The sequence below is a fragment of the Streptomyces sp. DT224 genome (assembly GCF_049844595.1).
Classification (GTDB): domain Bacteria; phylum Actinomycetota; class Actinomycetes; order Streptomycetales; family Streptomycetaceae; genus Streptomyces.
This window is the reverse complement of record NZ_JBNCLI010000002.1, coordinates 1-25518: the sequence shown is the minus strand read 5'-3', so window position 1 is coordinate 25518 and position 25518 is coordinate 1. Positions and strand designations below refer to the sequence as shown.

General features: G+C 73.4%; 23 protein-coding genes. 11 read left to right on the top strand and 12 right to left on the bottom strand.

Annotated features, from left to right (window positions below; genetic code table 11):
• Positions 1–198 precede the first annotated feature (198 nt).
• From ACLQ2N_RS03940 to ACLQ2N_RS03930, 3 genes are all read left to right on the top strand, one after another.
• Entirely contained in the window at positions 199–657 is a 459-nt protein-coding gene (locus ACLQ2N_RS03940) for an ATP-binding protein (RefSeq protein WP_425809044.1), read from the top strand.
• Positions 651–1094: a hypothetical protein gene (locus ACLQ2N_RS03935; RefSeq protein ID WP_425809042.1), complete on the top strand. Its 444-nt coding sequence runs from the start codon at positions 651–653 to the stop codon at positions 1092–1094. The genes ACLQ2N_RS03940 and ACLQ2N_RS03935 overlap by 7 nt, the downstream gene beginning before the upstream one ends.
• A gap of 125 nt (positions 1095–1219) precedes the next feature.
• Positions 1220–4600, top strand: coding sequence for a DUF4132 domain-containing protein (locus ACLQ2N_RS03930; protein WP_425809040.1), 3381 nt, complete (start codon positions 1220–1222; stop codon positions 4598–4600).
• Here ACLQ2N_RS03930 and ACLQ2N_RS03925 read toward each other — a convergent pair.
• The 8 genes from ACLQ2N_RS03925 to ACLQ2N_RS03890 all read right to left on the bottom strand — a co-directional run bounded on the left by ACLQ2N_RS03925 (position 4595) and on the right by ACLQ2N_RS03890 (position 13225).
• Positions 4595–5947 carry a 6-phospho-beta-glucosidase gene (locus ACLQ2N_RS03925; RefSeq protein WP_425809038.1) on the bottom strand — a complete coding sequence of 451 codons (1353 nt, stop codon included), beginning with the start codon at positions 5945–5947 and terminating at the stop codon, positions 4595–4597. The two genes, ACLQ2N_RS03930 and ACLQ2N_RS03925, sit on opposite strands and share 6 nt — an antisense overlap.
• 136 nt (positions 5948–6083) lie before the next feature.
• Complete coding sequence (locus ACLQ2N_RS03920) at positions 6084–7625, bottom strand: cytochrome P450 (RefSeq protein ID WP_425809036.1); 1542 nt, start codon at positions 7623–7625, stop codon at positions 6084–6086.
• 86 nt (positions 7626–7711) lie between these two features.
• A complete protein-coding gene (locus ACLQ2N_RS03915) occupies positions 7712–8326 on the bottom strand; it encodes a GTP-binding protein (RefSeq protein WP_425809034.1) in 615 nt (204 codons plus the stop codon).
• Entirely contained in the window at positions 8307–8678 is a 372-nt protein-coding gene (locus ACLQ2N_RS03910; protein WP_018100233.1) for a DUF742 domain-containing protein, read from the bottom strand. Before ACLQ2N_RS03910 ends, ACLQ2N_RS03915 begins: the two co-directional genes overlap by 20 nt.
• Positions 8675–9082, bottom strand: coding sequence for a roadblock/LC7 domain-containing protein (locus ACLQ2N_RS03905; protein WP_018100234.1), 408 nt, complete (start codon positions 9080–9082; stop codon positions 8675–8677). Before ACLQ2N_RS03905 ends, ACLQ2N_RS03910 begins: the two co-directional genes overlap by 4 nt.
• Complete coding sequence (locus ACLQ2N_RS03900; protein ID WP_425809031.1) at positions 9079–10698, bottom strand: sensor histidine kinase; 1620 nt, start codon at positions 10696–10698, stop codon at positions 9079–9081. Before ACLQ2N_RS03900 ends, ACLQ2N_RS03905 begins: the two co-directional genes overlap by 4 nt.
• A 344-nt stretch (positions 10699–11042) precedes the next feature.
• Positions 11043–11549 carry a MarR family winged helix-turn-helix transcriptional regulator gene (locus tag ACLQ2N_RS03895; protein ID WP_425809029.1) on the bottom strand — a complete coding sequence of 169 codons (507 nt, stop codon included), beginning with the start codon at positions 11547–11549 and terminating at the stop codon, positions 11043–11045.
• Positions 11546–13225, bottom strand: coding sequence for an FUSC family protein (locus ACLQ2N_RS03890; RefSeq protein WP_425809027.1), 1680 nt, complete (start codon positions 13223–13225; stop codon positions 11546–11548). The genes ACLQ2N_RS03895 and ACLQ2N_RS03890 overlap by 4 nt, the downstream gene beginning before the upstream one ends.
• Positions 13226–13331: 106 nt before the next feature.
• Here ACLQ2N_RS03890 and ACLQ2N_RS03885 point away from each other — a divergent pair, with 106 nt between their 5' ends.
• Complete coding sequence (locus ACLQ2N_RS03885; protein WP_425809025.1) at positions 13332–14096, top strand: VOC family protein; 765 nt, start codon at positions 13332–13334, stop codon at positions 14094–14096.
• Positions 14097–14165: 69 nt separating this feature from the next.
• On the opposite strand, the gene ACLQ2N_RS03880 is transcribed toward ACLQ2N_RS03885, so the two are convergent.
• On the bottom strand, positions 14166–15008 hold the full coding sequence (locus ACLQ2N_RS03880; RefSeq protein WP_425809023.1) for a phospholipid scramblase-related protein: 843 nt from the start codon (positions 15006–15008) through the stop codon (positions 14166–14168).
• Between the two features lie 116 nt (positions 15009–15124).
• Between ACLQ2N_RS03880 and ACLQ2N_RS03875 the strand changes: the two genes are divergently transcribed.
• From ACLQ2N_RS03875 to ACLQ2N_RS03860, 4 genes are all read left to right on the top strand, one after another.
• Positions 15125–15544, top strand: coding sequence for a hypothetical protein (locus tag ACLQ2N_RS03875; RefSeq protein WP_425809021.1), 420 nt, complete (start codon positions 15125–15127; stop codon positions 15542–15544).
• A gap of 92 nt (positions 15545–15636) precedes the next feature.
• A complete protein-coding gene (locus ACLQ2N_RS03870; protein WP_425809019.1) occupies positions 15637–16317 on the top strand; it encodes a DUF3105 domain-containing protein in 681 nt (226 codons plus the stop codon).
• Positions 16314–16964: a DUF305 domain-containing protein gene (locus ACLQ2N_RS03865; RefSeq protein ID WP_425809017.1), complete on the top strand. Its 651-nt coding sequence runs from the start codon at positions 16314–16316 to the stop codon at positions 16962–16964. The genes ACLQ2N_RS03870 and ACLQ2N_RS03865 overlap by 4 nt, the downstream gene beginning before the upstream one ends.
• An 89-nt stretch (positions 16965–17053) precedes the next feature.
• The gene (locus ACLQ2N_RS03860; protein ID WP_425809015.1) at positions 17054–18295 is read left to right on the top strand and encodes an ROK family protein; all 1242 of its coding nucleotides are present in this window, start codon (positions 17054–17056) and stop codon (positions 18293–18295) included.
• A gap of 81 nt (positions 18296–18376) precedes the next feature.
• On the opposite strand, the gene xylA is transcribed toward ACLQ2N_RS03860, so the two are convergent.
• Positions 18377–19546 (bottom strand): xylose isomerase, encoded by a 1170-nt coding sequence (gene xylA / locus ACLQ2N_RS03855; protein ID WP_164398374.1) that lies wholly within the window; start codon positions 19544–19546, stop codon positions 18377–18379.
• A 229-nt stretch (positions 19547–19775) separates the two neighbouring features.
• Here xylA and xylB point away from each other — a divergent pair, with 229 nt between their 5' ends.
• From xylB to ACLQ2N_RS03840, 3 genes are all read left to right on the top strand, one after another.
• Positions 19776–21266 (top strand): xylulokinase, encoded by a 1491-nt coding sequence (xylB, locus tag ACLQ2N_RS03850; RefSeq protein WP_425809013.1) that lies wholly within the window; start codon positions 19776–19778, stop codon positions 21264–21266.
• Between the two features lie 84 nt (positions 21267–21350).
• Complete coding sequence (locus ACLQ2N_RS03845; protein ID WP_425809011.1) at positions 21351–22619, top strand: VWA domain-containing protein; 1269 nt, start codon at positions 21351–21353, stop codon at positions 22617–22619.
• A complete protein-coding gene (locus ACLQ2N_RS03840; protein ID WP_425809009.1) occupies positions 22619–23452 on the top strand; it encodes a hypothetical protein in 834 nt (277 codons plus the stop codon). Before ACLQ2N_RS03845 ends, ACLQ2N_RS03840 begins: the two co-directional genes overlap by 1 nt.
• A 49-nt stretch (positions 23453–23501) precedes the next feature.
• On the opposite strand, the gene ACLQ2N_RS03835 is transcribed toward ACLQ2N_RS03840, so the two are convergent.
• Positions 23502–24689 (bottom strand): GDSL-type esterase/lipase family protein, encoded by a 1188-nt coding sequence (locus ACLQ2N_RS03835; RefSeq protein ID WP_425809007.1) that lies wholly within the window; start codon positions 24687–24689, stop codon positions 23502–23504.
• Between the two features lie 37 nt (positions 24690–24726).
• On the bottom strand, positions 24727–25305 hold the full coding sequence (locus tag ACLQ2N_RS03830; RefSeq protein WP_425809005.1) for a TetR/AcrR family transcriptional regulator: 579 nt from the start codon (positions 25303–25305) through the stop codon (positions 24727–24729).
• Positions 25306–25518: the final 213 nt, after the last annotated feature.

Below are 25518 nucleotides of genomic sequence, written 5' to 3'. Positions count from 1 at the left end.
CTCCCCCTGCGCTGTATGCGTGCAGTGTGCCATGTGGTCGCCGCCATGGACACAGCCACTCTGGAATTTCCAGAGTGCCCCTTGCCAAGTGTTCACGACAGGGGGAGAGTTGGGGGACGAAACCAGTTGACCTGTCGCGCCCGCGGCCTTTTCGAAGATCGCGAAGCGTGACGCAGCCCCCACTGTGAGGATTCGGTCGTGGCACCTGGCAGTGCGCTCATCCCTCGGCTCGCGGAGACCGGCCCGGGGACCGAAGCGCTCCGATACTGCTTCGCGCTGCGCGCGCGTCCCGAATCGGTCGCCGTCGCCCGGCGCCTGACGAAGACCCGGCTCGGCGAGTGGCGCACGGGCGGCGACACCCTCGACTCCGCGGTCCTGATCGTCTCCGAACTGGTCACCAACGCGGTGGTGCACACCGGCAGCGCGCGGGTCCTGTGCGAACTGCGGTGCCTCGACGGCCGGCTGCGCCTCTCCGTGCAGGACCAGGGGCACCAGCCGGACGGACCACGCCTCGGCAGAGGCGCGGACGACGAGCACGGACGCGGCCTGCTGCTCGTCGACTCGCTGGCCCGCGCCTGGGGCTCGCGCGACGCCGGGGACGGCTCGGGCCGCATCGTCTGGGCGGAACTGCCGCACGGCTCGGAGCACTCATGCTGAAGAACGCCATGAACCACTTCCTCGCACACCGCCGTTCCCGCGAGCCCGTCGGCTCCCCCGGCAACAGCGGCCGGATCCAGCTGCCGCTGCCCACGACCCTCTCGGCGAGCCTCGGCTGCGACGCGGTCGGGGTGCCCGCACGCCACGGCTTCCGCCTGATGTCCCACCTGCCGCGCACCGGCTGCGTCTTCGCGGACGCCGAGCGCTGGTGGTGGATCGTCCCGGCCGGCTCCGACCTCGACCTCGACTGGCCCGAGCAGGTGGCGTACGCGCGCGGGGCGTGTGTGCCCGCGGTACGGCCCCGGCTCATCCATCAGCCCGACAGCCGCACGCCCTACACCCCGCCCATCCCGCTGTTCCTGATGGTCTGCCAGGTGACGGGCGTGACACCGTCGTGGACCCAGGCGTACGGCCCCCCGGCCGTCTCCGCTCCCTGATCCGGACCGCTCCCCCGGCCTCTCCCCGCCCCGGTCACCCTGCGTTGTCAGTGGTCGGCCCTACGGTGGAACCACTGATCGGGACCCGTGCGAAACGGGGTCAACGGGTGTGAGGGGGCGGGCCGGTGCGTGCTGTGGAGCCTTTCGAGGGCGGTGCGTCGCAGTTCGAGGAGACCGGGACGGACGAGGACACGTTCGTCCTTCCGGACAGCTGGCGGGGCCTGGTCCATCCCCGGCGCGGGGGTGTCGTCCCCGCGCCGGTTCCGGCGGACCGCAAGCTGCTGCGCGCGGTCGACGAGCGGACGGCCGAGGAACGGGCGTGGATCCAGGAGTATCTGGACGCGCCGCGCAGCGACGCCTTCCTGGTCGCCGAGGTCCGCCGGCATCTGAACGGGGAGCCCTCGCCCGTCGGAGCGGCGGCGGTGGCGCACATGGTGGGAATGTACGCGCCTCCGGGAAGCGCGTGGGCGGACAGCTGGGTGCGGCGGCACGGGCTGCCGTTCGCCGCCCGCGCCGCGGTGGAGCTGTTCATGATCCGGCCGCACTACATGCAGAGCGGGACGCGCCGCTACGGCGCCTGGCTGGAGGCGGCGTCCGAGGCTCAGGAGATCAGATCAGGACACTACGGCCGGATCGCCGCCGACCGGGTACGGGCCCTGCTCGCCGCCGCGGACGACGAGACGTACCGGGCCACCGTCGACGCGCTCGCCACGCGCCGCACCGACCCGCGGCGGAAGATCATCACGGCCTATCTGGCACCGAGCGAGTCCGACTGGGTCGCGGACCTGTGCGCCGACCCCGAGACGACCGGCGAGCTCGACGCCGGGCTCCTCTCCCTGGTCTTCTGCACGCTCGACGCACCGGAGCAGGCGGCGCTCTACACGCACACCTTCGGATTCGACCGGACCCCCGCCGTGATCGCCACAGCCGCCGAGGGCATCGGAACGGCCATCGTGCCCATGCTCACCAAGGAGCTGGAGCGGGGGCACTTCTCCGCGGACGGGATGAAGAAGCTGGCCGAAGCGCTTGTCGAGTTCCCCACCGACGACGCCTTCGGCGCCCTGCTCGCCCACTCCGACAACAAGCAGGTCCGCCCGGCCTTCCTGGACGCCATGGACCGCTACCCGGCCCGTGCGCTGCGGCTGCTCGCCGCGGACGCCCGGGACCGGGCGGAGTTCCCCGCGGCTTCCCCGTCCGTCCTGCTGCGCACGCACCTCGCCCAGCACCGCACCCTCGTGGAGCGCATGCTGCCGACACTGGACGACGGCCTCGCGGCAATCGTGGAGCCCTTGCTGAATCCGAGCGGCCGCATCGCGGACGCGCCCTCCGACGCCCTGCCGACCGTGCTCACCGCACCGCCGTGGACCCGGCGGCGGACGGCGGCGCGGCCCCGGACCGTCACCGGCCTTACGCCGGACGCGGGGAAGGCCGCGCTGTGGCAGGCCGGTGAGCGGGAGAAGTGGGCGGCCACCAGCAGCCGGTACACCCGGCGCGAGGCGGTGGAGGACTGGGAGCAGACGCTCGACTCGCTGCGCTACGGGCTCGGCTCGACGGACCTGCGCCCCGCCTGGGTCTACGTCCACGGGCCGAAGGACCGGGTCGCGCCCCTGCTCGACACCTGGGACCCGACCGATGTGTGGGAGGCCGCGGACACGCTGAAGCCGGTCGCCGCCCGCTTCGGCCTCGGGGCCCTGCCCCTGCTGCTGCGCGTCGTGCCGCGCCGGCCCAGCTCACTCGCCCCGCTGCTGATGCCGTACGTCGACGCGCGGGTCGCCCGGCTCATGGCCGACTGGGCGGTGCGCCTCAAGTCCACGGCAGCCGTGGCCCACGCGTGGTTCGAGCGGCACGGCGTGCGGGCGGCGCCGCTGCTCGTGCCGGACGCGCTCGGCAGGGCCGGGGCCGCCCGGCGCGCCGCCGAGCAGGCACTGCTGCTGATCGCCGGACTGCACGGCGACGCGGTGGTGCGCGAGGCCGCCGAGGGGTACGGCGAGAAGGCGGCGGACGCGGTGGCCGGGCTGCTGGCCGCCGATCCGCTGGAGCGGGCGCTGCCCGCCGTCATGCCGGAGCTGCCGCAGTGGGCGGACCCCGCGCTGCTGCCGCAGATCGCGGTCGCCTCGGGCCGGGCGCTGCCGGAGGCGTCCGTCCGCCATCTGCTGACCATGCTCGCCCTGTCCAGGCCGGGCGAGCCGTACCCGGGGCTCGCCGACGCGCTCGAAATCGTGGACGCGGCCTCGGCGGCGGACTTCGCCTGGGCGCTCTTCGAGCAGTGGCGCGCCGCGCTGCTGCCCGCCAAGGAGGCGTGGGCGCTGCACGCCCTCGGTCTGCTGGGCGACGACGGGACGGTGCGCCGGCTGACCCCGGTGATCCGCGCCTGGCCCGGCGAGAACGCCCATCACCGGGCGGTGGAGGGGCTGGACGTCCTGGCGGCGATCGGCAGCGACGTGGCGCTGCTCCAGCTGCACGGCATCGCGCAGCGCGTGAAGTTCAAGGCCCTGAAGATGCGGGCCACGGAGAAGATCGCCGAGGTGGCGGCAGGGCTCGGCCTGACGGGCGAACAGCTCTCGGACCGGCTGGTGCCCGACCTCGGTCTCGACTCGGACGGCTCCACGGTCGTGGACTACGGCGGCCGGACGTTCACCGTGGGCTTCGACGAGCAGTTGCGGCCCTACGTCCAGGACGGCGACGGCACGTTCCGCAAGGACCTGCCGAAGCCCGGGGCGAAGGACGACCCGGAGCTCGCCCCGGCCGAGCGCAAGCGCTTCATGGCCCTGAAGAAGGAGGTCCGGGCGCTCGCCTCCGACCAGGTCCGCCGGCTGGAGGCGGCCATGCTGGCGGACCGCTCGTGGACGGCGCGGGAGTTCACCGAGCTGTTCGTCGGCCATCCCCTGGTGGGGCACCTGGCTCGCCGGCTGGTGTGGCTGAGCGAGGCGGACGGGGTGACCACGGCGTTCCGGGTGGCGGAGGACCGCACCTTCGCCGGCGTCGGGGGCGACGCGTTCGACCTGGCCGAGGGGGCTGTCGTGCGGCTGCCCCACCCGTTGCGGCTGGGCGAGGCGGTGACCGCCTGGTCGGAGGTGTTCGCGGACCACGGGATCGTGCAGCCGTTCCCGCAGCTCGGGCGCCCGGTGTACGCCCTGACCGAGGAGGAGGCCGCCGGCCACCGTCTGGGGCGCTTCGAGGGGTTCAAGGTGCCCACGGGCAAGGTCCTCGGTCTGGAGCGGGACGGCTGGCAGCGCGGGAATCCGGAGGACAACGGCGTGGAGCGCTGGATCTCCAAGCGGCTGGGAGACGATTGCCACCTGGTGATCGCCCTGGACGGGGGTATCGCGATCGGCGCGGTCGACACCTACCCGGAGCAGACCCTGGAGACCGTCTGGCTCGACGTCGAACCGGACGACTACTGGCACAGCCGCGCCCACGACCTGCGGTTCGGCGGACTGGACACGGTGACCGCCTCCGAGCTGCTGGCTGACCTGACCGCGCTCACCGAGGACGCGGTGTCATGACCGCACGGCACCGAGATACGCCAGCCCCGGGTGCGCCTTCACATAGCCGTCCACCAGGCGGTGGGCCACGGAGACCGAGTCGACCAGGGGGTGCAGGGCGAAGGCCCGGACCGCGTCCGCGCGCGATCCGCTCGCCGCGGCCTCCAGGACCGCGCGCTCCACGGCCTTCACGGAGGTGACCAGGCCGACCGCGTGGTACGGCAGGGGGTCGACGGAGACGGGGCGGGCGCCGTTGGCGTCGACCAGGCAGGGGACCTCGATCACGGCGTCCGCGTCCAGGACCGCAAGGGTGGACCTGTTGCGGACGTTGAGGATCAGGGTGGTCCGCTCGTCACGGGCGATCGCCCGCATGAGCGCGAGGGCGACCTGCTCGTAGCCGCCGGATTCCAGGTCGCTCTCCTCGCGCTCCCCGGCCCCGGCGACGTCCCGGTTCTCCGACATGTAGGTCGCCTCCCGCTCCGCGCGGGTGCGGTCCCAGGTGGCCAGGGCGGGGGTCGCCGGGTCCTTCATCCGGCCGTAGAAGCCCTCCTGCTGCTCGCGCAGGAAGGCGCCACGGGTCTGCACGGCCTCCTGGTAGGCGCGGACGGCCTCCCGGTTGAAGTAGTAGTAGTGCAGGTACTCGTTGGGGATCGCGCCCAGCGAGCGCAGCCAGCCGGCGCCGAACAGCCGGCCCTCCTCGAAGGAGCCCAGTAGCCCGGGGTCGGCCAGCAGGCGCGGGAGTTCGTCACGGCCGTCGACGTACAGCCCGCGCACCCAGCCCAGGTGGTTGAGGCCGACGTAGTCCACCCGGGCCAGGTCCGGGTCGGCGCCGAGGACACGGGCGATGCGGCGGCCGAGGCCCACCGGCGAGTCGCAGATGCCGATGACGCGGTCGCCCAGGTGTCGGGACATCGCCTCGGTCACGAGCCCGGCGGGGTTGGTGAAGTTGATGACCCAGGCGTCCGGGGCGAGCCGGGCGATGCGCCGCGCCAGGTCGACGGCGACCGGGACGGTGCGCAACCCGTACGCGATGCCGCCCGCGCCGACCGTCTCCTGGCCGAGGACGCCCTCGTCGAGCGCGACGCGTTCATCGGCGGCCCGGCCCGCGAGGCCGCCGACCCGGATCGCCGAGAAGACGAAGTCGGCGCCGCGCAGGGCCTCGTCCAGGTCGGTCGTGGCGCGGACGGCGGGCGCGTCCGGGATGGATCCGGCCTGCTCGGCGAGGACCCGGGCCACCGCGGTGAGCCGGTCGCCGTCCGTGTCGTAGAGGGTGACGGCCGTGACCCGGCCCTCGGCGTGGTCGGCGAGCAGCGCCCCGTACACCAGTGGAACCCGGAATCCGCCGCCGCCCAGAATTGTCAGCTTCACGCTTCCGCATGGTACGTGGCGCCCACGGGGCGTCCGGCGGATCTCCGGGCCCGCCGGGCCCGGCGCGGGGCGGCCCGGTGGCGGGGGCGTCGGATCCGCCCGCCCGCCACCGGGCCGCCGTGTCGTCGCGCGGACCTCAGTCGCCGCTCCACCAGCGGGTCACGACGCGCCAGAGCCGGGCGGGTCCGCCGGGCTTGCGCTGGCGCGGGACCCGGCCGGACAGCGCCTCCGCCGATCCGTCGACCGTCGCGGTCGCGCCGGCCGGGGCGGCGGACGACGGCGCGTGGGCCCCGTCCAGGGGGGCGCGGACGGGGGTCGGGGCGGTGTGGCGTACGGCGGACTGGACCTCCCAGTCCTGGCGGGCCGCGTTGGGCCGGCCCATGGACGGCGGCTCCCGGTCGTCCTGCGGGGAGCGGGGGGCGAATTCGGCGGGGAGCTCGACCAGATGACGGCTCATGAAGTTGCCGACCCAGCTCAGCTCCTTCTCGTCCACCGCGAGTTCGAGGTCGGGCAGCCGCATGAGGAGGGCGTCCACGCCGACGTCCGCGATGGCGCGGCCGATGTCCTGTCCGGGGCACTCGTGGGGGCCGCCGCTGAACGCCAGGTGGGAGCGGTTGCCCTCCATGTTGGCGGTCAGGTCGGGGCGGACCACGGGGTCGGTGTTGGCCGGCGCGATGCCGACGATCAGGGCGTCGCCGGCCTTGATGTGCTTCCCGCCCAGTTCGGTGTCGCCGACGGCCCAGCGGCCGAAGACCGCGGTGAACGGCGGCTCGTCCCACAGGGTCTGCTCGACCGCCTCGGGGACCGTCATGTGGCCGCCGCTGAGCCGGGCCCGGAAGCGCGGGTCGGTGAGCACCATGCGCAGGACGTTGGCGATCAGGTTGGCGGTGGCCTCGTAGGACGCGATCAGGATGAGCCGCAGATGCTCGGCGACCTCCTGGTCGTTCATGTTCGCGGGGTGCTCGACCAGCCAGGTCGCGAAGTCGTCGGCCGGTTCGCGGCGGCGGCGCTCGACCAGGCGGGTGAGCACGCCGACCACGTAGGCGTTGCTCTGGACGGCGGTCGCGGTGCCCTTGATCATGTCGCGGGCCGCCTCGACCATGCGGTCGTTGTACTCCTCCGGCATGCCGAGGATGGCGCACATGACCATCATGGGCAGCCGTTCGGCGAACTCGGCGACCAGGTCGGTGCGGCCTTCCCGGCAGAAGCCGTTGACCAGCCGGTTGCTGTACCGGTTGACGTGGCGCCGCACGCCGCGCGTGTCGATGCGGGCCATGGAGTCGGTGACGGCGCCGCGCTGGCGTTCGTGGGTGGCACCGTCGGCGAAGACGCAGATCGGCTGCCACGTGAAGATCGGCGCCAGCGGGTGGTCGGGGGCGACGCTGCCGTCCTGAAGGGCCCGCCAGCGGCGCGAGTCGCGGGAGAACTGCGAGGGCGTACGGGTCATGTGCAGGTTCTCGCTGTGGCCGAGGACGAGCCAGGCAGGCACGTCGCCGTGCAGCAGGACGGGGGCCACCGTGCCGTGTTCGGCGCGCAGTTTCTCGTACAGGCCCTGCGGGTCCTGTTCGGCCTCGGGTCCGTAGAGCCGGCGCAGACCGCCGGGCCCGACGCCCAGGCCGTGGGCCGGGCACTCGGGGGGCGGGACCGGGCCGTGCTCGTAGGGGAAGGGGGTTGTCACGATCGCTCCAGGGGTCCGGCCTCGGGGGCCGGACGGTCGGGGGCGCGGTGGGGACGCGCGGAACGGGTTCGGGAAGGGTGCGCGGGTCAGCCGAGCGGGAGGGCGATGCGGTGCAGATAGCGCATCAGGGTCATCAGCACATCGCGGCTGGAGCCGCGCAGCCGGGCGTCGCAGTCGATTATCGGGACCTCTTCCGAGAGGTCCAGGGCGCCGCGCAGCGCCTCGACGGGGTACTTCGGAGCGTCGGGGAAGGTGTTGATGGCGACGACGAACGGCACCCCGCGCTCCTCCAGGCGCCCGATGACGTCGAAGCTGGTTTCGAGCCGGCGGGTGTCGATGAGGACCACGGCGCCGAGGGCGCCCTCGAACAGGCCGTTCCAGAGGAACCAGAAGCGTTCCTGGCCGGGGGTGCCGAAGAGGTAGAGGATCAGCTCCTCGCTGATGCTGATCCGGCCGAAGTCCATGGCGACGGTGGTGGCGGTCTTGCTCTCCACGCCGAAGTTGTCGTCCACGCCGACGCCGGCCTGCGTCATCGTCTCTTCGGTGGTCAGCGGCCGGATCTCGCTGACCGAGCCGACCATGGTCGTCTTGCCGACCCCGAACCCTCCGACGATCACGACCTTCACCGCGGCGGTGGCCGTGGTGGGCAGGACGTCCTCGCTGCGGGGGCCCGTGATCGTGTCAGAGTTTCTGAAGTCCATGCATCACCGCTTCGAGGAGGGAACGGTCCGGGAGGGTCGCGCGCACGATCGGCGCGCGCGATTCGATCAGACCGGTGGCGAGGAGTTCGGTGAGGAGTGAGGTCACCACGCTGAACGGCAGGCTGAGGTAGGCGGAGAGTTCGGCGACGGATAACGGTGCCTGGCAGAGCCGGAGGATCACGGCCTGCTCGGGCTGGACCGTCGGTGACGGCTCCGACTTCGAGACAATCATCGTGACCAGGTCGAGCGCTGCCCGCTCGCTGCCGTCGGGATCGCCGGTGATGACGTAGAGCCTCTCCGGATCGCTCAGCGCCGGGTCGGCCTTGCGGCGTTCTCGTCGGGGAGAGTTCATCCGGCCTGCCCGTCGTGGCGGGGCGGGCTCGTGAGATGTCCGCCGATGCGGACGACCATGTCGCGCATCCGCGCCCCGACGTGCCCGGCGTCCACCGTCTCACCCGCGAGCACCGCGAGGTAGGCGCCGGCCCCCGCGGCCATCAGGTAGAAGAAACCGCCGGTGACCTCGATGACGACGAGCCTCATCCGGCCGTCGCTGTACGGGATCTCGGAGGCGACGGCCGCCGCCAGGCTCTGGAGGCCGGCGCAGGCCGCCGCGAGCCGGTCGGCGACGTCGGGGTCGCCGCCGTGCTGGGCGATGCGCAGTCCGTCGGCGGAGAGCACGACGATCTGGTGGATGTCCGGGACGTCGTCGGCGAGTTCCTTGAGCATCCAGTCCATGTTGCCCCGTTGCTGGATCACCGCTGATCTCCCTTGTCCCACGCGTCGTCAGAGTCTTCGCCGGCCCTGGGTTCCTGTGGCACGCCGTTGGCGGCCTTGGTGAACGCCTCCAGCCAGATGCCGGGGGGCGGTTCCTTGCTGTTGCCCTGTCCGGGGCCGTAGCCGTGGCCGTTGGTGCGGCCGGCGGTGGGGTCGGCGGCCTGTGCGGGGAGGTTGTGCGAGCCGAGCGGGGCGCGGCCGCGGCTGCGGCGCTGCGGGAGTCCGCCGGCGGTCCACTCGGTCACGACGGGCGCGTCGTCCTGCATGGCGGCGGCCGGGATGACCGGGGCGGCCGGGCGGGGGTCGGAGACCACGGGGCCGGTCGCGGGGCGCGCGGCGACGGGGCTGGGCTTGCGGCGCTTGCCGCGGGGCGGCACGACGTGCTTCATGTCGTCGAGGTCGATGTCGCTGGTGGGCCGGGAGGTGGCGCCGATGCCGTGGGCGATGCCGGGGGCCGGGCCGGTGGTGATCATGGCGCGGGGCACGATGAGCACGGCGCGTACGCCGCCGTACGCGGACTGGCGCAGCGAGACCTGGAGGTCGTACATCCGGGCGAGGCGGCCGACGACGGCCATGCCGAGGCGCGGGGACTCGCCGAGGTCGTTCATGCTGGACCCGGCCTGCGCCCTGGCGAGCATGTTCTCGGCACGGGCGCGGGCCTCCTCGCTGAGGCTGACGCCGCCGTCCTCGATCTCGATGGCGATGCCGGTCTGCACCTCGACCGCGGTGACGTGCACCCGGGTCTGCGGGGGCGAGTAGCGGGTGGCGTTGTCGAGGAGTTCGGCGCAGGCGTGGATGAGCGGTTCGACCGCGGTGCCGATGATGGCGACCTTGGCGATCGAGTGCAGGTCGACGCGCGGGTACTCCAGGATCCGCGACATGGCGCCGCGCAACACGCTGAACAGCGGGACGGGCTTGGGCCACTGGCGGCTGGGCCGGGCGCCGCCGAGGACCGCGATGGAGTCGGCGAGGCGGCCGATCAGCGCGGTGCCGTGGTCGATGCGGAGCAGGTCGTCGAAGACATCGGGGTTGCGCCCGTGGTGCTCCTCCATCTCCCGCAGCTCACTGGCCTGCCGGTGGACGATCGCCTGGACGCGGCGGGCGACGTTGACGAAGGCGCGCTGCGCGGAGTCCCGGGTCGCCTCCTCGTTGTCGACGATGTCGAGCACCGTGTAGACGAGGGAGCGCAGGGAGTCGGGCAGGTGGCGGTAGACCGGGTCGGAGTCCACCACGTCGCGCAGCACCTCGTCGGGCGAATTGCCCACGCGCAGGCGGTGGATGGCGGAGGGCAGCAGCTCCTTGCTGATGCGGACGGTCTCTTCGTCGTGCTCGGCGATGCGCCGTTCGAGGGCGGAGACGCGCTGTTGGTACTCGGTGCTTCGGCGGCGGATCGTCCGGCCGCGCCGGGCGATCTCCACGGCGAGCGCGGCGACCACGACGGTGGCGAACGCTCCGCACCAGACGACTGGTATCCGCGCGGGCTCGGCAACCAGCGCCGCCGCGGCGGTGGTTGCCCCCGCCATCACGACGACGGGAAGCAACAGGGCGCGGGCGACGGGGGCTTCCCGGCCGGCCGGCGGTGATTCAACACGGGCCATCTGAACCTCTGGCGGTTGATTCGGGATGTATTCCGGAGATTCGGCGCTTGCGTGAACGAAGAGAACAAGCGCGCGAATTCACCTCAACTCGGCTTCACTGCGCGTGAGCTTAGTCAGATCGAATCAGCGCTTTCGCACATTCCTCCAACCCCCTGCGCGAGCGCTCCCGCGGTAGTACGCTCACGAGTTTTCGCACGCACCGCCTCCGAGCGTGTGCGGGGAGTCACGGGGCGGAGGAATAAGGAAGAATCGGCCCACAGGGCGAGAGATGGGCACATATGAACGAAGGTGCCCGTACGAGTGGTGCCGGGCCGGGCACGCCGGTGCCGCGCGCCCGCGTGGGGTCAGCGGCGGGCGCCGCCGATGCGCCCCTCCAGTTGCACCAGGAGCTCGCTGAGCTGAGCGCTGAGCCGGTCACGGGACTCGGCGTCGAGACCGGAGAGCACCGCGCGTTCGTACGCCAGCTGCCGGGGCAGCAGCCCGTCGACCAGGTCACGGCCCTCGTCGGTGAGCCGGACGTAGGCGACTCTGCGGTCGCGCTCGTCGCCGCGCCGGGCGATCAGGCCGCGCTCCTGGAGAACCCGCAGCCGCTTGGTGACGGCGGCCCCGGAGGAGAAGGTCTCCCGGGCCAGTTCACCGGGGGTCAGCTCGCGGTCGGTCCGGCGTACGGCTCCGAGCAGGTCGAACTCCGCGCGGGTCAGGCCGGCCCCCCGCAGCGGGGCGTCCTCGGCCTGCTGGAGCAGTGCGGAGCAGCGGTTGATCCGGCCGATGAGCTCCATGGGCCCGGTGTCCAGTTCCGGGTTCACGGCCTGCCACTGCCGGACCACCGAGGCGACGATGTCGTCGGTCACACCGCTCCGTTCTCCTGGGCGGGGACGAACAGCCCCTGCCGTTTCGCTGTCGCCGCGAGCGTACGGTGTCCGGCCTGCTCGGCGGCGAGCACCGCCTCCCGGGGCAGGGCCGGCTGCCACCACTCGCCGGCCGCGGTGTCGTCCGCCTCGCGCAGTTCGACCAGGGTGCCGGTGAGCCGGCGGCGGGCGGCGTCCAGGGCGGCGGGCGCGGTTCCGGGCGCGGCGAGGGCCTGCACGGCGTGGGCACGGGCGCGTTCGGCGTCGGCCAGCGCGCGCTCGACGCGGCCGGTGGCGCGGCGGTTGGTGACCAGGACGGCCGCGAGGAAGCCGACGGCGGCGCCGATCACGGTGTCCAGGAGCCGGTCGCCGATCAGCTCACCGGCCGGATGGCTGCCCGCGTACTCCAGGACGAGGAGGGCCATCGGGGTCACGGCGACGGAGCCGAGCCAGTAGTTGCGGGTGATCAGCGCCTCGGCCGAGAAGGCGAAGAGGAGGCAGAAGCCGATGAGGGCGAGCGGGGCGGTCCGGGCGGCCGGGAGGACAGCGGCGAAGACCAGGACGCCGATGAGGTTGCCGAGGGTGCGCTGGAGCGTGCGGTTCCAGGAGAGCGTGACGTTGGCCTGGTAGAGGGAGGCGGCGGTGACGATCGCCCAGTAGGGGCGGCCGACGCCCACGGCCGAGCAGACGTACCCGGCCAGGGCGCAGCCGACGAGCGTGCGGGCGGCGACCGGGAGCAGCGGGGAGCCGGGGGCGATACGGCGCAGCAGCGCGTGGAACGGGCGGCCGGCCAGGGCGGTGCGTTCGGCGTCGAGGCCGAAGAGTTCGGCGCCGGTGCCGGGGGCGGGGGGCGGGGCGGGCACGGGGCCCCGGGCGCGGGTGAGCCGGGCCCACTCGCGGAGCCGGCCGGCGTCGGCGGGGTCGGGGGTGCCCGCGAGGACCGAGGTCTCGGCGTGGACGACGAGGCGTTCGAGGGCGCGGCGCACCGGGGTGGGGCGGCCGGCGGCGAGGAGGGTCTGCCAGGCGGCGTGCACGGCGGCGACGGCGGCGCGGCGGGTGGTGTGGCCGGGGTCGGCGGCGTGCGCGGCGGCGGCGCTCAGGGCCCGGGCGGTGGCGCGCCGTTCGGGGCCGTCGCGGCGGACGAGCGCGGGGGCGACGACGGCGACGAGCCAGGCGACGGCACCCGCGCCGAGAGTCAGGGCGAGGTGGCCGGGGACCTGGGCGAGCGTCTGCGGGACGAACAGGGCGGCGGAGCTCACGAACGTGAAGATCACCGGCCCCGGCGGCCCGATCCGGGTCGCGTCGCAGAGCAGCTTCTGCCCGGCGGCCAGGAGCGCGCCCACGGCGATGAGGACGGCGGCCGATCCGGTGAGCGAGGCGACGACGAGGGCGGCGCCGAGGCCGGCGGTCATGCCGAGGACGACCCCGGCGACGGTGCGGGCGCGCCGGGCGTACGGGAGGTTGTGGCCGTACAGCGCGCAGAGCGAGCCGGCCATCGTGTACATCACCAGGTCGAGGCGGCCGAGGGCGAGGAGCACCAGGTTGGGTATCGCGGTGGCCACGACGACGCTGGTGGCGGGCTTGAACCACATGTCGGACGGCCGCGCCAGGCGCAGCGGACCGGTCAGCGGGAGCTTGCGGACGGCGGGCCGACGGGACTCGATGGTTGTATCACTCACCCAGATACTTTAACAGGTATTACACAAGTAAAACACCTCGATCGAAACCGCTGCCGTGCGGCCGCTCGGATGGCTGGGCGGGGCGCGCGGCCCTAGCGTTTCCCGCATGAAGCTCACCGCACCGGTGCCCGGCGGTCCCTGCTGGATCGAGCTGAGCACCCTCGACGTACCGGCGGCCAAGACGTTCTACGCGGCCGTGTTCGGATGGCGCTGCGCGACCGATCCGCGCGAGGAGGCGGGCGGCTACACGCTCGCCCGTCTCGGGGAGTCCCGGGTCGCCGCGCTGAGCCCGCTCTACCAGCCCGGCCGGCCGCCGGCCTGGACGGTCTCGTTCGCCGCCGACGACGCGGACGCGGCGGTCGCGAGGGTGACGGCGGCGGGCGGCTCGCTGCTGACCGGCCCGATGGACATCTTCGACCAGGGCAGGTTCGCCGTGGTGGCGGACCCGGCGGGTGCGGTGTTCTCACTCTGGCAGGGGCGCGGGTTCGCCGGGGCCGACCTGTTCAACGCGCCCGGCGCGCTCGGCTGGGCGGAGCTGCTCACCCGGGAGCGGGAAGAGGCCCTCGCCTTCTACGCCGAGGTGTTCGGCTGGTCCGTGCGCGCCTCGGAGTCGTACCCGCAGTGGGGCGTCGGCGGGGAGGACTTCGGCGGTCTGCTGACGATGGACGGGACGTTCCCGCCGGAGGTGCCGCCGCACTGGCTGCCGTACTTCTCGTCCAAGGACGTCGACGCGACGGCCGCCGCCGCGCGGGACGCGGGCGGTGAGCTGCTGCTGCCGCCCACGGACATCCCCTACGGGCCGAGGGTGGCCGTCGTCCGGGACCCGCAGGGCGCCGCGTTCGGCGTCTACCGGGCCCCCGACGTGGAGTAGGGCGGCGACACGCGGAACCGGCTGCGCTCCCCGCACGAGCCGTACGGGGAGCGCGGGCGGTTCCGGGGCTCAGCCCAGGCCGCGGGCGTCCTGCTTGAGGGCGGTGTCCACGGTCAGGGCCGTCGCGACCACGAGGCTCAGCAGCGGCTCGGGCAGCTGGTAGTGGATCTGGAGGACGTAGTTGTCCGCCGTCGTGAACAGCGTCTTCGCGAGCCCTTCCCAGGTCTTGGTGATCCGGGCGATCTCCTGGTCGTTGTGGTCGACGATCGCGAAGTTCCAGGCGCGCCAGTTCTCGGCCTTGATCGCGCCGATCTGCTGTCCGCCGGCCATGATCGCGAAGTTGATCTTGCCGATGGCGTTCTGCTGGACGATCTCGCCGACCGGCTGACCGTCGGGGCGCTCCACGACGACCCGGGACTTGATGAACTTCGCGGGGCGGGTCAGCAGCAGCTGCGGCCGGCCGTACGCGTCGCGGATCTCGAGGCGATGGGTCAGGTACTGGTCGATGCTGGTCAGGAACCGCAGCACCTTGCGCAGGGCGCCCTGGCCGACCTGGACGACCGAGCCGACGGTGTTACCGTGCTGGTCGAAGACGCTGTACTCGTTCGTCAGCTCGATCAGCTTGGCCTTCTGGTTCACGACCAGCACCTGCTGGGTGAAGAGCGAGCCACCGGGGGCGCCGCCCTGCGGGTGCTGCGGGCCTGCCTGCTGGGGGACGGCCGCGGGCTGCTGCGGCGCCGCCTGCGGCTGCGGCACCTGGGCCTGCTGCTGCGGCTGCGCGGGGGCCTGGGCCTGGTCGCCCGCCGGGTGGGTGTGCTCCGTCCACTGGGAACCGTCCCAGTAGCGCAGCAGCTGAGGGGCGCCGTGCGGATCGGGATACCAGCCCGCAGATACGTTCGAGTGCGTGGTCACCGGGGCACACTATCTCGCCATGGCCGAAATCGATCCTCTCGCCCGCGGATCCACAGGTTCACCGCTTCCTCCCGCACCTTGCTTGAATCTTCAACGCGCCGCGTACGATGTGCGGGATGAGCAGGGTGAGCGAGGGGGCGGAGCGGCTGCGCGGCACCGGTGCGCCGGTTGCGCTCGCCTGGCTGTTCGTCCTGGTCGCGCTCGTCTCGTGCTGCGCGCCCCAGTCCGTACGCCCCCACTCCTCCCCCGAGTTCGCCCCCGCCTCGGCCCTCGCGACGCTGACCGACCTCACGGTGGTCCGGGTCGTGGTGGCCGACGCCCCCGGCGACCGGGGCGTGGGTGATTCCTGCCACGACGCCTCGCAGCATTCGGCGCCCGTCGTGCTGCCCGCCCAGCCGGGCCCGGCGGCGGTCCCCTCGACGGCCGTGGCGCTTCTCCCGCACCGCGCCCTGACCGGCGGCGAGACGATCCGGGGCCCCTCCGACGACGCGGTCGGCGAGGTCGACCCCCTGCGCCTTCAGGTTCAGCGGACCTAGGACGGCCGGGGACGCCCCGCACCCCCCGGGTGCGGCGGCTCCCCCTGCCGTACGCAGTCCGTCTTACGACCCTATGAACCGAAGGACCCGTCATGGCTTCCGCCGACAAGCAGAACACCGTCAAGCAGAACACCGGCAGACAGAACAACCCCGCCACCGCCCGCCGCGCCAAGCTGGAGGAGGCCCGCCGTCAGGAGCGGGCCCGTGAGCGCCGCTCCCGGATCATCACGCTCTCCGTCGGCGTACTGGTGGTCGCCGGCCTCGTCGTCGGGGGCGGTTATCTGATGAACGCGGCCGATGAGCAGGACAAGGCCGAGGCCCAGGCCAAGACCTCGCCCGTCACGGGCGAGAAGAGCTGGGACAAGCTCACGCAGAACCATGTGGAGAAGACGGTCGACTACCCGATGAACCCGCCGGTGGGCGGTGACCACAACCCGGTGTGGATGAACTGCGACGGTGACGTGTACACCCAGTCGATACCGAAGGAGAACGCCGTCCACTCGCTGGAGCACGGCGCGGTGTGGGTCACGTACACCAGCAAGGCGAAGCCCGCCGACATCGAGAAGCTGAACGAGCGGGTGGCGTCCACGCCGTACTCGCTGATGAGCCCGGTCGAGGACCAGGCGGCGCCGCTGATGCTCAGCGCCTGGGGGAAGCAGCTCACGGTCAAGAGCGCCACCGACGCCCGTGTCGCGCAGTTCTTCACCAAGTACGTGCAGGGGCCGCAGACGCCTGAGCCGGGTGCCGCCTGCACCGGCGGGATCGCCAAGTGACGGCCGCCCCGCGCACCTCGCGGCCCCTGGTGCTGGCCGGCGGGGCGGTGCTGCTGCTGGCGCTCGCCCTGATCGCGCTGACCTTCGTACGCCCTTCGACGTCGGCGCCCGCGGCTGCGGCTTCCGCCTCCGCTCCGGCCGAGTCCTCGGCCGATGTGGGGTTCGCACGCGATATGGCGGTCCACCACCAGCAGGCGGTCGAGATGGCGTTCATCGTCCGGGACCGCACCTCGGACGAGGCGGTGCGGCGGCTGGCGTTCGACATCATCAACACCCAGGCCAACCAGCGCGGCATGCTGCTCGGCTGGCTGGAGATGTGGGGCCGGGCGAAGAGCTCCCCCGGGCCGCCCATGGCGTGGATGGGGCACACCTTCACCCCGCGTGGTGACGGCGCGCTGATGCCCGGCATGGCCACCGACGCCGAACTCGACAAGCTGCGGGCGGCCAAGGGCAGGGACGCCGAGATCCTGTTCCTGAAGCTGATGACCGCGCACCACAAGGCCGGCGCGGAGATGGCGCAGGCGGCGGCCTCGGCAGCGGGTACGAAGGAGATCAAGAACCTGGCGTCGGGCATGGCACTGGCCCAGAAGTCGGAGATCGCGCTCATGGCGGACATGCTCAAGGAGCGCGGGGCGTCCACCTCCTGAGACGAACCGGGTCCCGCCGTCGCGCGGGGCCCGGTTTGCCCGGATCGCGACCGTACTGGCGTACGGAATCGCATAGGCTCGGGTCCGACATGAAGAGCAACCTCACGCCGCTGGGGCCCAAGGCCGACAAGGACACCGTCCGGCGCAGCAACCTGAGCCTCGTCCTGCGGGCCGTCCGCGACGAGGGCGAGGGCGAGGCGACCCGGGCCGGTGTCGCCGCGCGCGTGGGGCTGACCCGGGCCGCCGTGTCCTCGCTGGTCGAGCAGCTGCTCGAAACCGGGTTCCTGACCGAGTCCGGCAAGACGTTCAGCGGGCAGGCCGGCCGCCCCGGCACCGCCCTCAAGACGGCCCGCACGGGTCCGGCCGGGCTCGGGGTCGAGGTCAACATCGACTACGTGTCGGTGTGCGTGGTCGACCTGGCCGGCACCGGCCGGGTCCGCCTCACCGAGCACCTGGACAACCGGGGCACCCCGCCCGCCGAGGTGCTGGCGCGGGCGGCCCGGATCGCCGCGCGCACCCTGGACTCGGCGCGGGAGCAGGAGCTGTACCCGGTCGGCGTGGCCCTGGCGCTGCCGGGCCTGGTCTCGGGCGGCGCGGTGCGCCAGGCGCCGAACCTGGGCTGGAACCAGGTCCCGGCCGAGGAGCTGTTCGCCGCCGCGCTGACCGCCGAGCACCCGGGCCACCAGGAGCTCCCGGTCCGCTCGGAGAACGAGGCGAATCTGGCGGCCCTGGCCGAGCTGTGGTTCGGCGGCCTGGAGCGCATCCGCAGCTTCCTCTACCTGACCGGCGAGATCGGCGTGGGCGGTGCGCTGGTCATCGACGGCGAGCTGCTGCGCGGGGCGAACGGCTTCGCCGGGGAGATCGGCCATGTGGTGGTGGACCCGAGCGGTCCGCAGTGCCGGTGCGGTTCGCGCGGCTGCCTGGAGCAGTACGCGGGACAGGCGGCGCTGCTGCGGGCGGCCGGGGTCGACACGGGCGGCGGGCTCGGGGTCGCCGAGCTGGAGAAGCGGGTGCGGGCGGGCGACGAGCGGGCGGTCGGCGCGGTCGCGGAGGCCGGGCGGATGCTGGGGCGGGTGCTGTCGGGCGCGGTCAATCTGCTGGACCCGGACGCGGTGGTCCTCGGCGGGATCTACCGGAACCTGATGCCGTGGCTGGCGGCACCGGCCGACGAGGAGCTGACGGGCCGGGTGGTGTCCGGGCTCTGGGCGCCCGGCGGGGGCCGGCTGCGCGCGTCGTCGGTCGCGGGCGACGCGGCGCGGGGCGCGGCGGCGCTGGTGATGACCGATGTGCTGGCCGACCCGGTGGCGTACGCGCGTCCGGCGATGGCCTGAGACGTACAGAAGCAGACGTACAGAGGCAAGGCAGAGGGGCGGACGCGTCGCGCGTCCGCCCCTCTCCCTTCACCCGTCGTGTCAGCGGACGCCGAGCAGGTGGTCCATCGCCAGCTGGTCCAGGGCCTCGAACGCCATGCCGCGCTCGGCCGCCGCGTCCACGTCGAACTCCTCGAACGCGGAGCGGTCGGCGAGCAGGCCGGCCACGCCGTCCTCGGCGGTGCGCTGGGCCAGCTCGTCCAGGCGGGAGGCGCGCAGGGCGTCCTGGACGGCCGGGTCGGCGCGGAAGGCGGCGGCGCGCTCCTTGAGGATGAGGTAGTTGCGCATGCAGCCGGCGGCGGAGGCCCAGACGCCGTCGTAGTCCTCGGTGCGCGGCGGCTTGAAGTCGAAGTGGCGCGGGCCGGCGTAGTCGGAGTTCTCCAGGAGGTCGACCAGCCAGAACGCCTGGCGCAGGTCGCCGGCGCCGAAGCGGAGGTCCTGGTCGTACTTGATGCCGGACTGGCCATTGAGGTCGATGTGGAAGAGCTTGCCCGCCCACAGGGCCTGCGCGATGCCGTGCGGGAAGTTCAGCCCGGCCATCTGCTCGTGGCCGACCTCGGGGTTGACGCCGACCATCTCGGGGCGCTCCAGGCGCTCGATGAAGGCGAGGGCGTGGCCGATGGTGGGGAGGAGGATGTCGCCGCGCGGCTCGTTCGGCTTGGGCTCGATGGCGAACTTGAGGTCGTAGCCCTGCTCGGTGACGTAGTCGCCCAGGAGGTCGAAGGCTTCCTTCATGCGGTCGAGCGCGACGCGGATGTCCTTGGCCGCGCCGGACTCGGAGCCCTCCCGGCCGCCCCAGGCGACGTAGGTGGTGGCGCCCAGCTCGACGGCCAGGTCGATGTTGCGCATGGTCTTGCGCAGGGCGTAGCGACGGACGTCCCGGTCGTTGGCGGTGAAGGCGCCGTCCTTGAAGACGGGGTGCGTGAAGAGGTTCGTCGTGGCCATCGGGACGACGAGGCCGGCCGCGTCGAGCGCCTGGCGGAAGCGCTTGACGATGCCCTCGCGCTCGGTGTCCGAGGAGCCGAAGGGGATCAGGTCGTCGTCGTGGAAGGTCACGCCGTACGCGCCCAGCTCGGCCAGGCGCTGGACGGAGTCGACCGGGTCGATCGCGGTGCGCGTCGCGTCACCGAAGGGGTCGCGGCCCTGCCAGCCCACGGTCCACAGGCCGAAGGTGAACTTGTCCTCGGGGGTCGGTGCGAAGCGTTCCGTCATGGTGGTGCCGCCTTCGGGGCCGTGGGTCCGCAGCCGGTCGGGCGGCCGAACCTCAATTTGTTCACTGTCATGACTAATCATGCACGGACAGCCCGTGCGACGTAAAGCCCCGGGAGCGGAGACGTTCCCGCGCCACTGCCGCGAACCCGCGACGGGGCCTGTTCCGGACGGGTTCGATCACGTAATTTGTTTTGCGTACGATCAAATACATCAGCGAATGAGGTCAGCCATGCCGCCGCATACCGTCGTCATCGGTGTGGACAGCTCCACCCAGTCCACCAAGGCGGCGTTCACCGACACCGCCACCGGCCGGCTGCTCGCCGTCGGCCGCGCCCCGCACGTGGTCACCGGCGAGGCCGGTGCGCGCGAGAGCGACCCCGAGGTCTGGTGGCAGGCCCTGCGCGACGCGGTCGCCGCCGGACTGAAGGAGTCCGGGATCGCCGCGACGGACGTGGTGGGCATCGCGGTCGCCGGCCAGCAGCACGGCCTGGTCGTCCTGGACGCCGAGGGCCGCCCGCTGCGCCCGGCCCTGCTGTGGAACGACACCCGGTCCGCCCCGCAGGCCGCAGCCCTCACCGCCGCGCTCGGCGGCCCGGACGCCTGGACCGCGCGCACCGGCTCCGTTCCGGTGGCCGCGATGACCGCGTCCAAGTGGCAGTGGCTGCGGGAGAACGAACCGGAGACCGCCGAGGCCGCCGCCGCGGTGCGCCTGCCCCACGACTTCCTGACCGAGCGGCTGTCCGGGCGGGCCGTCACCGACCCGGGCGACGCCTCGGGCACCTGCTGGTACTCCACCGCGACCGGCGCCTACGACCCCGAGCTCCTCGCGCTCATCGGCCTCGACCCGGCGCTGCTCCCGGAGGTGGCGCCGAGCGGCGGGGCCCGGATCGGTTCGCTGACGGACACCGCCGCCGAAGCGCTGGGCCTGCCCGCCGGGATCGCCGTCGCGGCGGGCACCGGGGACAACATGAGCGCCGCCGTCGGGCTCGGCCTGGGCGGCGGCGGACTCCTGGACCACCCGGTGCTGAGCCTGGGCACCTCGGGCACGGTCTTCGCGGCGTCCCGGACCAGGCCCGCGTCGGCCGCGCTCTCCGGGTTCGCGGCGGCGGACGGTACGTATCTGCCGCTGGCCTGCACCCTCAACTGCACGCTCGCCGTGGACAAGGTGGCGGCCCTGCTCGGCCTGGACCGCAATGACGCGGTGCCCGGCGGCGAGGCGGTCCTGCTGCCCTACCTGGACGGCGAGCGCACCCCGGACCTGCCCACGGCCGCCGGCCTCCTCACCGGACTGCGCCACGACACGACCCCGCAGCAACTGCTCGGCGCCGCCTACGAGGGCGCGGTGGTGACCGTGCTGCGGGCGCTCGACGAGCTGTCGCGGGCCTGCGGTCTCGACCCGGCGGACCCCGAGGTGGCGGGCCGGCCGCTGCGCCTGATCGGCGGGGGCGCGCAGGGGCGGGTGTGGGTGGAGACCGTACGGCGGCTGTCCGGGCGGCCGGTGATCGTGCCGGGCGCCGGTGAGCTGGTGGCCCTCGGGGCGGCGGCACTCGCCGCTTCGGCGGCGACGGGGGCGGACCCGGTCGCGGTCGCCGCCGGCTGGGAGACCGGTGACGACCTGCTCCTGGAGGCGGTGGAGCGGGATCTGACGGCGTGGGAGCGGGTCAGCTCCGTATTGGAGCGGGCGGCGGGTCCGCTGCTCGGCGGAGACCGCCCCGCCTGACTGGCCATCAGGTTGCCGCCGTGCGGGCGCACAGCGGCAACCAGCCGTTTTGGATAGCGAACTGATGTTCACTAGTATCCGGCGATGATCATAAGAAGAAGGCTGACGGTCGGGGTGGGCATCCTGCTCGCCACCCTGACCGCCGGGCTCGGCTCGGCGCTGCCCGCGTCGGCCGACGAAACCCCCACGCAAGCCTCCCCCAAGGTCGAGCTGGTCCTCGACGTCAGCGGTTCCATGCGGACCCGCGACATCGACGGCCAGTCCCGGATGAGCGCGGCGAAGCAGGCGTTCAACGAGGTCCTGGACGCCGTGCCGGAGCAGGTGCAGCTCGGCATCCGCACCCTCGGCGCCGACTATCCGGGCGACGACCGCAAGGTGGGCTGCAAGGACACCACGCAGCTGTACCCGGTCGGGCCGCTGGACCGCACCGAGGCGAAGACCGCCGTCGCCACGCTCGCCCCCACCGGCTGGACCCCGATCGGTCCCGCGCTACTGGGCGCCGCCGACGACCTGGAGGGCGGCGACTCCACCCGCCGGATCGTGCTGATCAGCGACGGCGAGGACACCTGCGGCCCGCTCGACCCGTGCGAGGTCGCCCGCGACATCGCGGCGCGCGGCATCCACCTGGTCATCGACACGCTGGGCCTGGTGCCCAACGCGAAGATCCGCCAGCAGCTGACCTGCATCGCGGAGGCCACCGGCGGCACGTACACGGCCGTCCAGCACACCGACGAACTGTCGGGCCGCGTGAAGCAGTTGGTGGACCGCGCGGCGGAGCCCGTGGTCACCCCGGTCGTTACGAAGGGCGCCGACAGCTGCACGGACGCGCCCGTGCTCAAGCCGGGCCTCTACACCGACCGCGAGAAGTTCGCCGAGCACCGCTGGTACAAGGTCGAGCTGCTGCCGGGTCAGGAACTGCGCGCCTCCGTCAGCGTGTTCGCCGACCGCGCCGTCAACAACGACTACGGGATGCTGCTGCGCGCGCTGACCACGCACGGCCGCGAGATCGTCCGGGGCTCCGAGTCCGGGACGGGGCGCACCGACGCCATCTCGTCCGGGCTGCGCTACCCCAAGGCCGGACAGGAGGACGACAACAAGCCGGCCGCGGAGACCGTGTGCCTCCAGGTCAGCAACTCGTTCTCGGCCCCGGCCTCGGTGAAGACCGCCCCCGGCATGCCGCTCGAGCTGACCGTCGACGTGGTGGACGGGCCCGACGAGGCGGCGGACGTCGCCGCGTTCGGCCTGGGCCACGGCTGGTGGCTGCTGGGCCTGCTCACCCTGACCGGCCTGATCGTGGGTCTGCTCTTCGGCTGGATCTCGCGCTGGCGCATCGCTGTCTGGAGGACCCGCTGATGTCCCGTACGAGACGTGTGCTCGCGGGCGCGCTGCTGACCGGCCTGACCCTGCTCACCGGGGCGTCGGCCGCCGCGGCCGACGACGCGTCGCCGAGCCCGAGCGCTTCCGGTGACGCCTCCGGTCCCACGGAGGCCGGCACCACCTTCCGTACCGCCACGGCGATCCAGCAGGGCGAGACCGCCACCGCCGGAGCCGCCACCGGCGACTACCTGTACTGGGTCTTCCCGGCCGACGCCGGGCAGCGCGCCACGGTGACGGCGAAGGTCACCCTGCCCGAGAGCGCCGCCCGGCACGGGGCGCAGACCTGGCAGGTCGACGTGTACGACGGGCTGCGCCGCCGCCAGGCGTGCATGTACGGCAAACAGACCGGCACCGCCGCGGCCGACGCCGCCACGGTCGAGCTGACCTGCGTGCTGCGTACCGTCCGGGCCGGCGCGGAGCCGTGGGCCAACGACCCGCTGCCGGGCAGCTACTACGTGCGCCTCACGGTCGTGGACCTGGCCCAGGCCGACCTCGGGCTTCCGGTACGCACCGAGGTCGAGGTGAACTCGAAGGACCAGGGCGGGTCCGCCGACGTGGACGGCAGCCTGTCGAAGCCGCTGGTCCCGGGGGTCTCCTCGGCCGAGCAGGCGTCGGACGACGGCACGGACGCCTCCGCCGAACCGGCCGCGCTCGCCGGTGAGCCCGAGGACGGCTGGTCCTCCGGCTGGTGGACCAGCCGCTGGCTCTGGACAGCCGGCGGCGGCGTGCTCGCCGCGCTGGCGGGCGTCTTCGGTTACACCGTGACCCGGGGCCGGGGCCGCCCGTCCCACGTGCCGCCGGGCGCCTGACGGGAGTGCCGGGGCCGGGCGGGCGCGGGCCCTCCCGGCCCCGGCGCGTTCACAGGGCAGCGAACGCCCCCTCCGCCCCGAAGGCCATCGCGGCGAAACGGTCCCCCATACGGAGGTGGGTGGCGGCGTCCGGGTGGAGGGCGTCGGGGAGGGGAAGCTCGTCCGCGTCCGCCTCGCCGTACAGCTCGCGGCCGTCCAGGTAGTGCAGGTGCGGGTCGTCCGCGCACCGCTGCTCCACCAGGCGGGCCAGTTCGTCGCGGATGACGCGGAGCGTCAGCTTGCCGGTGGCGCGGCCCTCCGGGTCGCCCATCGCCGCGAAGCGGACCCGGCCCTCGCCGAGGCGGCCGACATCGGGGACGCTGGGGCCCGGAGTGTCCTCGTGGATGGGACACAGCAGGGGTGAGACCACCAGGAGCGGGATGTCCGGGTGGCCCTCGCGGACGGTGTCGAGGAAGCCGTGCACCGCCGGGGCGAAGGCGCGTACGCGCATCACGTCGGCGTTGACGAGGTTGATGCCGATCTTGACGCTGATCAGGTCCGCGGGGGTGTCCCGCATCGCGCGGGCCGTGAACGGGTCGAGCAGAGCGCCGCCGCCCAGGCCCAGATTGACCAGCTCGACGCCACCGAGCAGCGCCGCACGCGCGGGCCAGGTCGTGGTGGGGCTCGCGGCGTCGGAGCCGTGGCTGATCGAACTCCCGTGGTGCAGCCACACCTTGCGGCCGGAGGCCGGGGCGGCTGTGACGGGCGCGTCGGTGCGCAGGGCGACGACCTCGGTGCGCTCGCTGTATGGCAGCCAGACCTCGACGTCCTTCTCGCGGTCCGCGAGCCCGTCGAACCGTACGCACCCGACCGGTCCGGCCCGAAAGCGCGTCACCCCGGTCGCCATGTCGACATCGAGGGCGTTGCCGCCGCTCGCCCGGCCCTGCCCCGCGAGGACGCCGTCCACCAGCAGGTCGTACAGCCCGCCGGGCCTCGGCGGGACGCCCTGGTAGACGGTGCGCGTGCGCCGCGCCTCCAGCTCGACCACCGTGGCCCGGGTCCGGAAGACCAGCCGTACGCCGGAGGACTGGGCCTCCGCCAGGGCGATCTGGCCGTCCGGGGCCTGGGCGCGGGCGGCGGCGGGCAGCCGGTGCGGGAGCAGCCCGGCGTCGGTGCGCTCCACGTCGAGCGCGCCGCGCAGCAGGGCCGGGGTGACGGGGGTGGTGAACGGGAGGGGTGCGGGCGTGTCGGTGCTCATGGCTCCACCTGAGGTCGCGGGGTGCGGTCGGGCGGTGTTACGCCTGCCCCGGCGGGGGCCAGTTGCGCAGGAGGGCGTCCAGCGCGTCCAGGGTGCGGGACCAGGACTCCTGCGAGTCCGGGGCGCTGTGGCTGAACCCGCCCTGGGCCTCCAGGCTGACGAACCCGTGGAACACGCTGCCCAGGAGCCGTACGGCGTGCGTCTGGTCCGGCTCGGTCAGGTCGTAGCCGCGCAGGATGGCCCGGGTCATCACCGAGTGCCGCCGGCCGGCACTCGCGGCCGCCGCTTCGGGGTCCAGCTTCATCTGGGCCGCCGCGTAACGGCCGGGGTGCTCGCGGGCGTAGTCCCGGTACACACCGCCGAAGGCGCTCAGCGCGTCCTTGCCGGCCCGTCCGGCGAGCGCGGCGGCGCCCCGGTCGGCCATCTCCTCGATGGCGAGGAGGGCGATCCGGGTCTTCAGATCGTGGGAGTTCTTCAGGTGCGAGTACAGGCTCGCGACCTTGACGTCGAACCGCCGGGCGAGCGCCGAGACGGTCACCCGGTCGAAGCCGGCCTCGTCCGCCAGCTCGGCGCCCGCCCTGGTCAGGCGTTCGGCGGTCAGACCCGCGCGCACCATGGTCGCCTCCTCGTCCGGGGACGGCCATCATGCGCGTACCTAATGGTTTTAGGCAAACGGGGAGGGGTGCAAGGCAGACGTGGAGCGGGGGGGGGGGGGGGCCCCCCCCCCCCCCCCCCCCCCCCCCCCCCCCCCCCCCGGGGGGGGGGGGGGGGCCCCCCCCCCCCCCCCCCGCGCGCCCCCCCCCCCCCCCCCCCCCCCCCCCCGCCCCCC

What these genes read in the sequence shown, in the direction of transcription:
- xylB (WP_425809013.1), top strand. Translation starts at nt 19,776, where the DNA reads ATGCCGCCGCATACCGTCGTCATCGGTGTGGACAGCTCCACCCAGTCC.
- ACLQ2N_RS03875 (WP_425809021.1), top strand. Translation starts at nt 15,125, where the DNA reads ATGAGCAGGGTGAGCGAGGGGGCGGAGCGGCTGCGCGGCACCGGTGCG.
- ACLQ2N_RS03935 (WP_425809042.1), top strand. Translation starts at nt 651, where the DNA reads ATGCTGAAGAACGCCATGAACCACTTCCTCGCACACCGCCGTTCCCGC.
- ACLQ2N_RS03860 (WP_425809015.1), top strand. Translation starts at nt 17,054, where the DNA reads ATGAAGAGCAACCTCACGCCGCTGGGGCCCAAGGCCGACAAGGACACC.
- ACLQ2N_RS03845 (WP_425809011.1), top strand. Translation starts at nt 21,351, where the DNA reads ATGATCATAAGAAGAAGGCTGACGGTCGGGGTGGGCATCCTGCTCGCC.
- ACLQ2N_RS03840 (WP_425809009.1), top strand. Translation starts at nt 22,619, where the DNA reads ATGTCCCGTACGAGACGTGTGCTCGCGGGCGCGCTGCTGACCGGCCTG.
- ACLQ2N_RS03900 (WP_425809031.1), bottom strand. Translation starts at nt 10,698, where the DNA reads ATGGCCCGTGTTGAATCACCGCCGGCCGGCCGGGAAGCCCCCGTCGCC.
- ACLQ2N_RS03870 (WP_425809019.1), top strand. Translation starts at nt 15,637, where the DNA reads ATGGCTTCCGCCGACAAGCAGAACACCGTCAAGCAGAACACCGGCAGA.
- ACLQ2N_RS03830 (WP_425809005.1), bottom strand. Translation starts at nt 25,305, where the DNA reads ATGGTGCGCGCGGGTCTGACCGCCGAACGCCTGACCAGGGCGGGCGCC.
- ACLQ2N_RS03915 (WP_425809034.1), bottom strand. Translation starts at nt 8,326, where the DNA reads ATGGACTTCAGAAACTCTGACACGATCACGGGCCCCCGCAGCGAGGAC.
- ACLQ2N_RS03910 (WP_018100233.1), bottom strand. Translation starts at nt 8,678, where the DNA reads ATGAACTCTCCCCGACGAGAACGCCGCAAGGCCGACCCGGCGCTGAGC.
- ACLQ2N_RS03835 (WP_425809007.1), bottom strand. Translation starts at nt 24,689, where the DNA reads ATGAGCACCGACACGCCCGCACCCCTCCCGTTCACCACCCCCGTCACC.
- ACLQ2N_RS03885 (WP_425809025.1), top strand. Translation starts at nt 13,332, where the DNA reads ATGAAGCTCACCGCACCGGTGCCCGGCGGTCCCTGCTGGATCGAGCTG.
- xylA (WP_164398374.1), bottom strand. Translation starts at nt 19,546, where the DNA reads ATGACGGAACGCTTCGCACCGACCCCCGAGGACAAGTTCACCTTCGGC.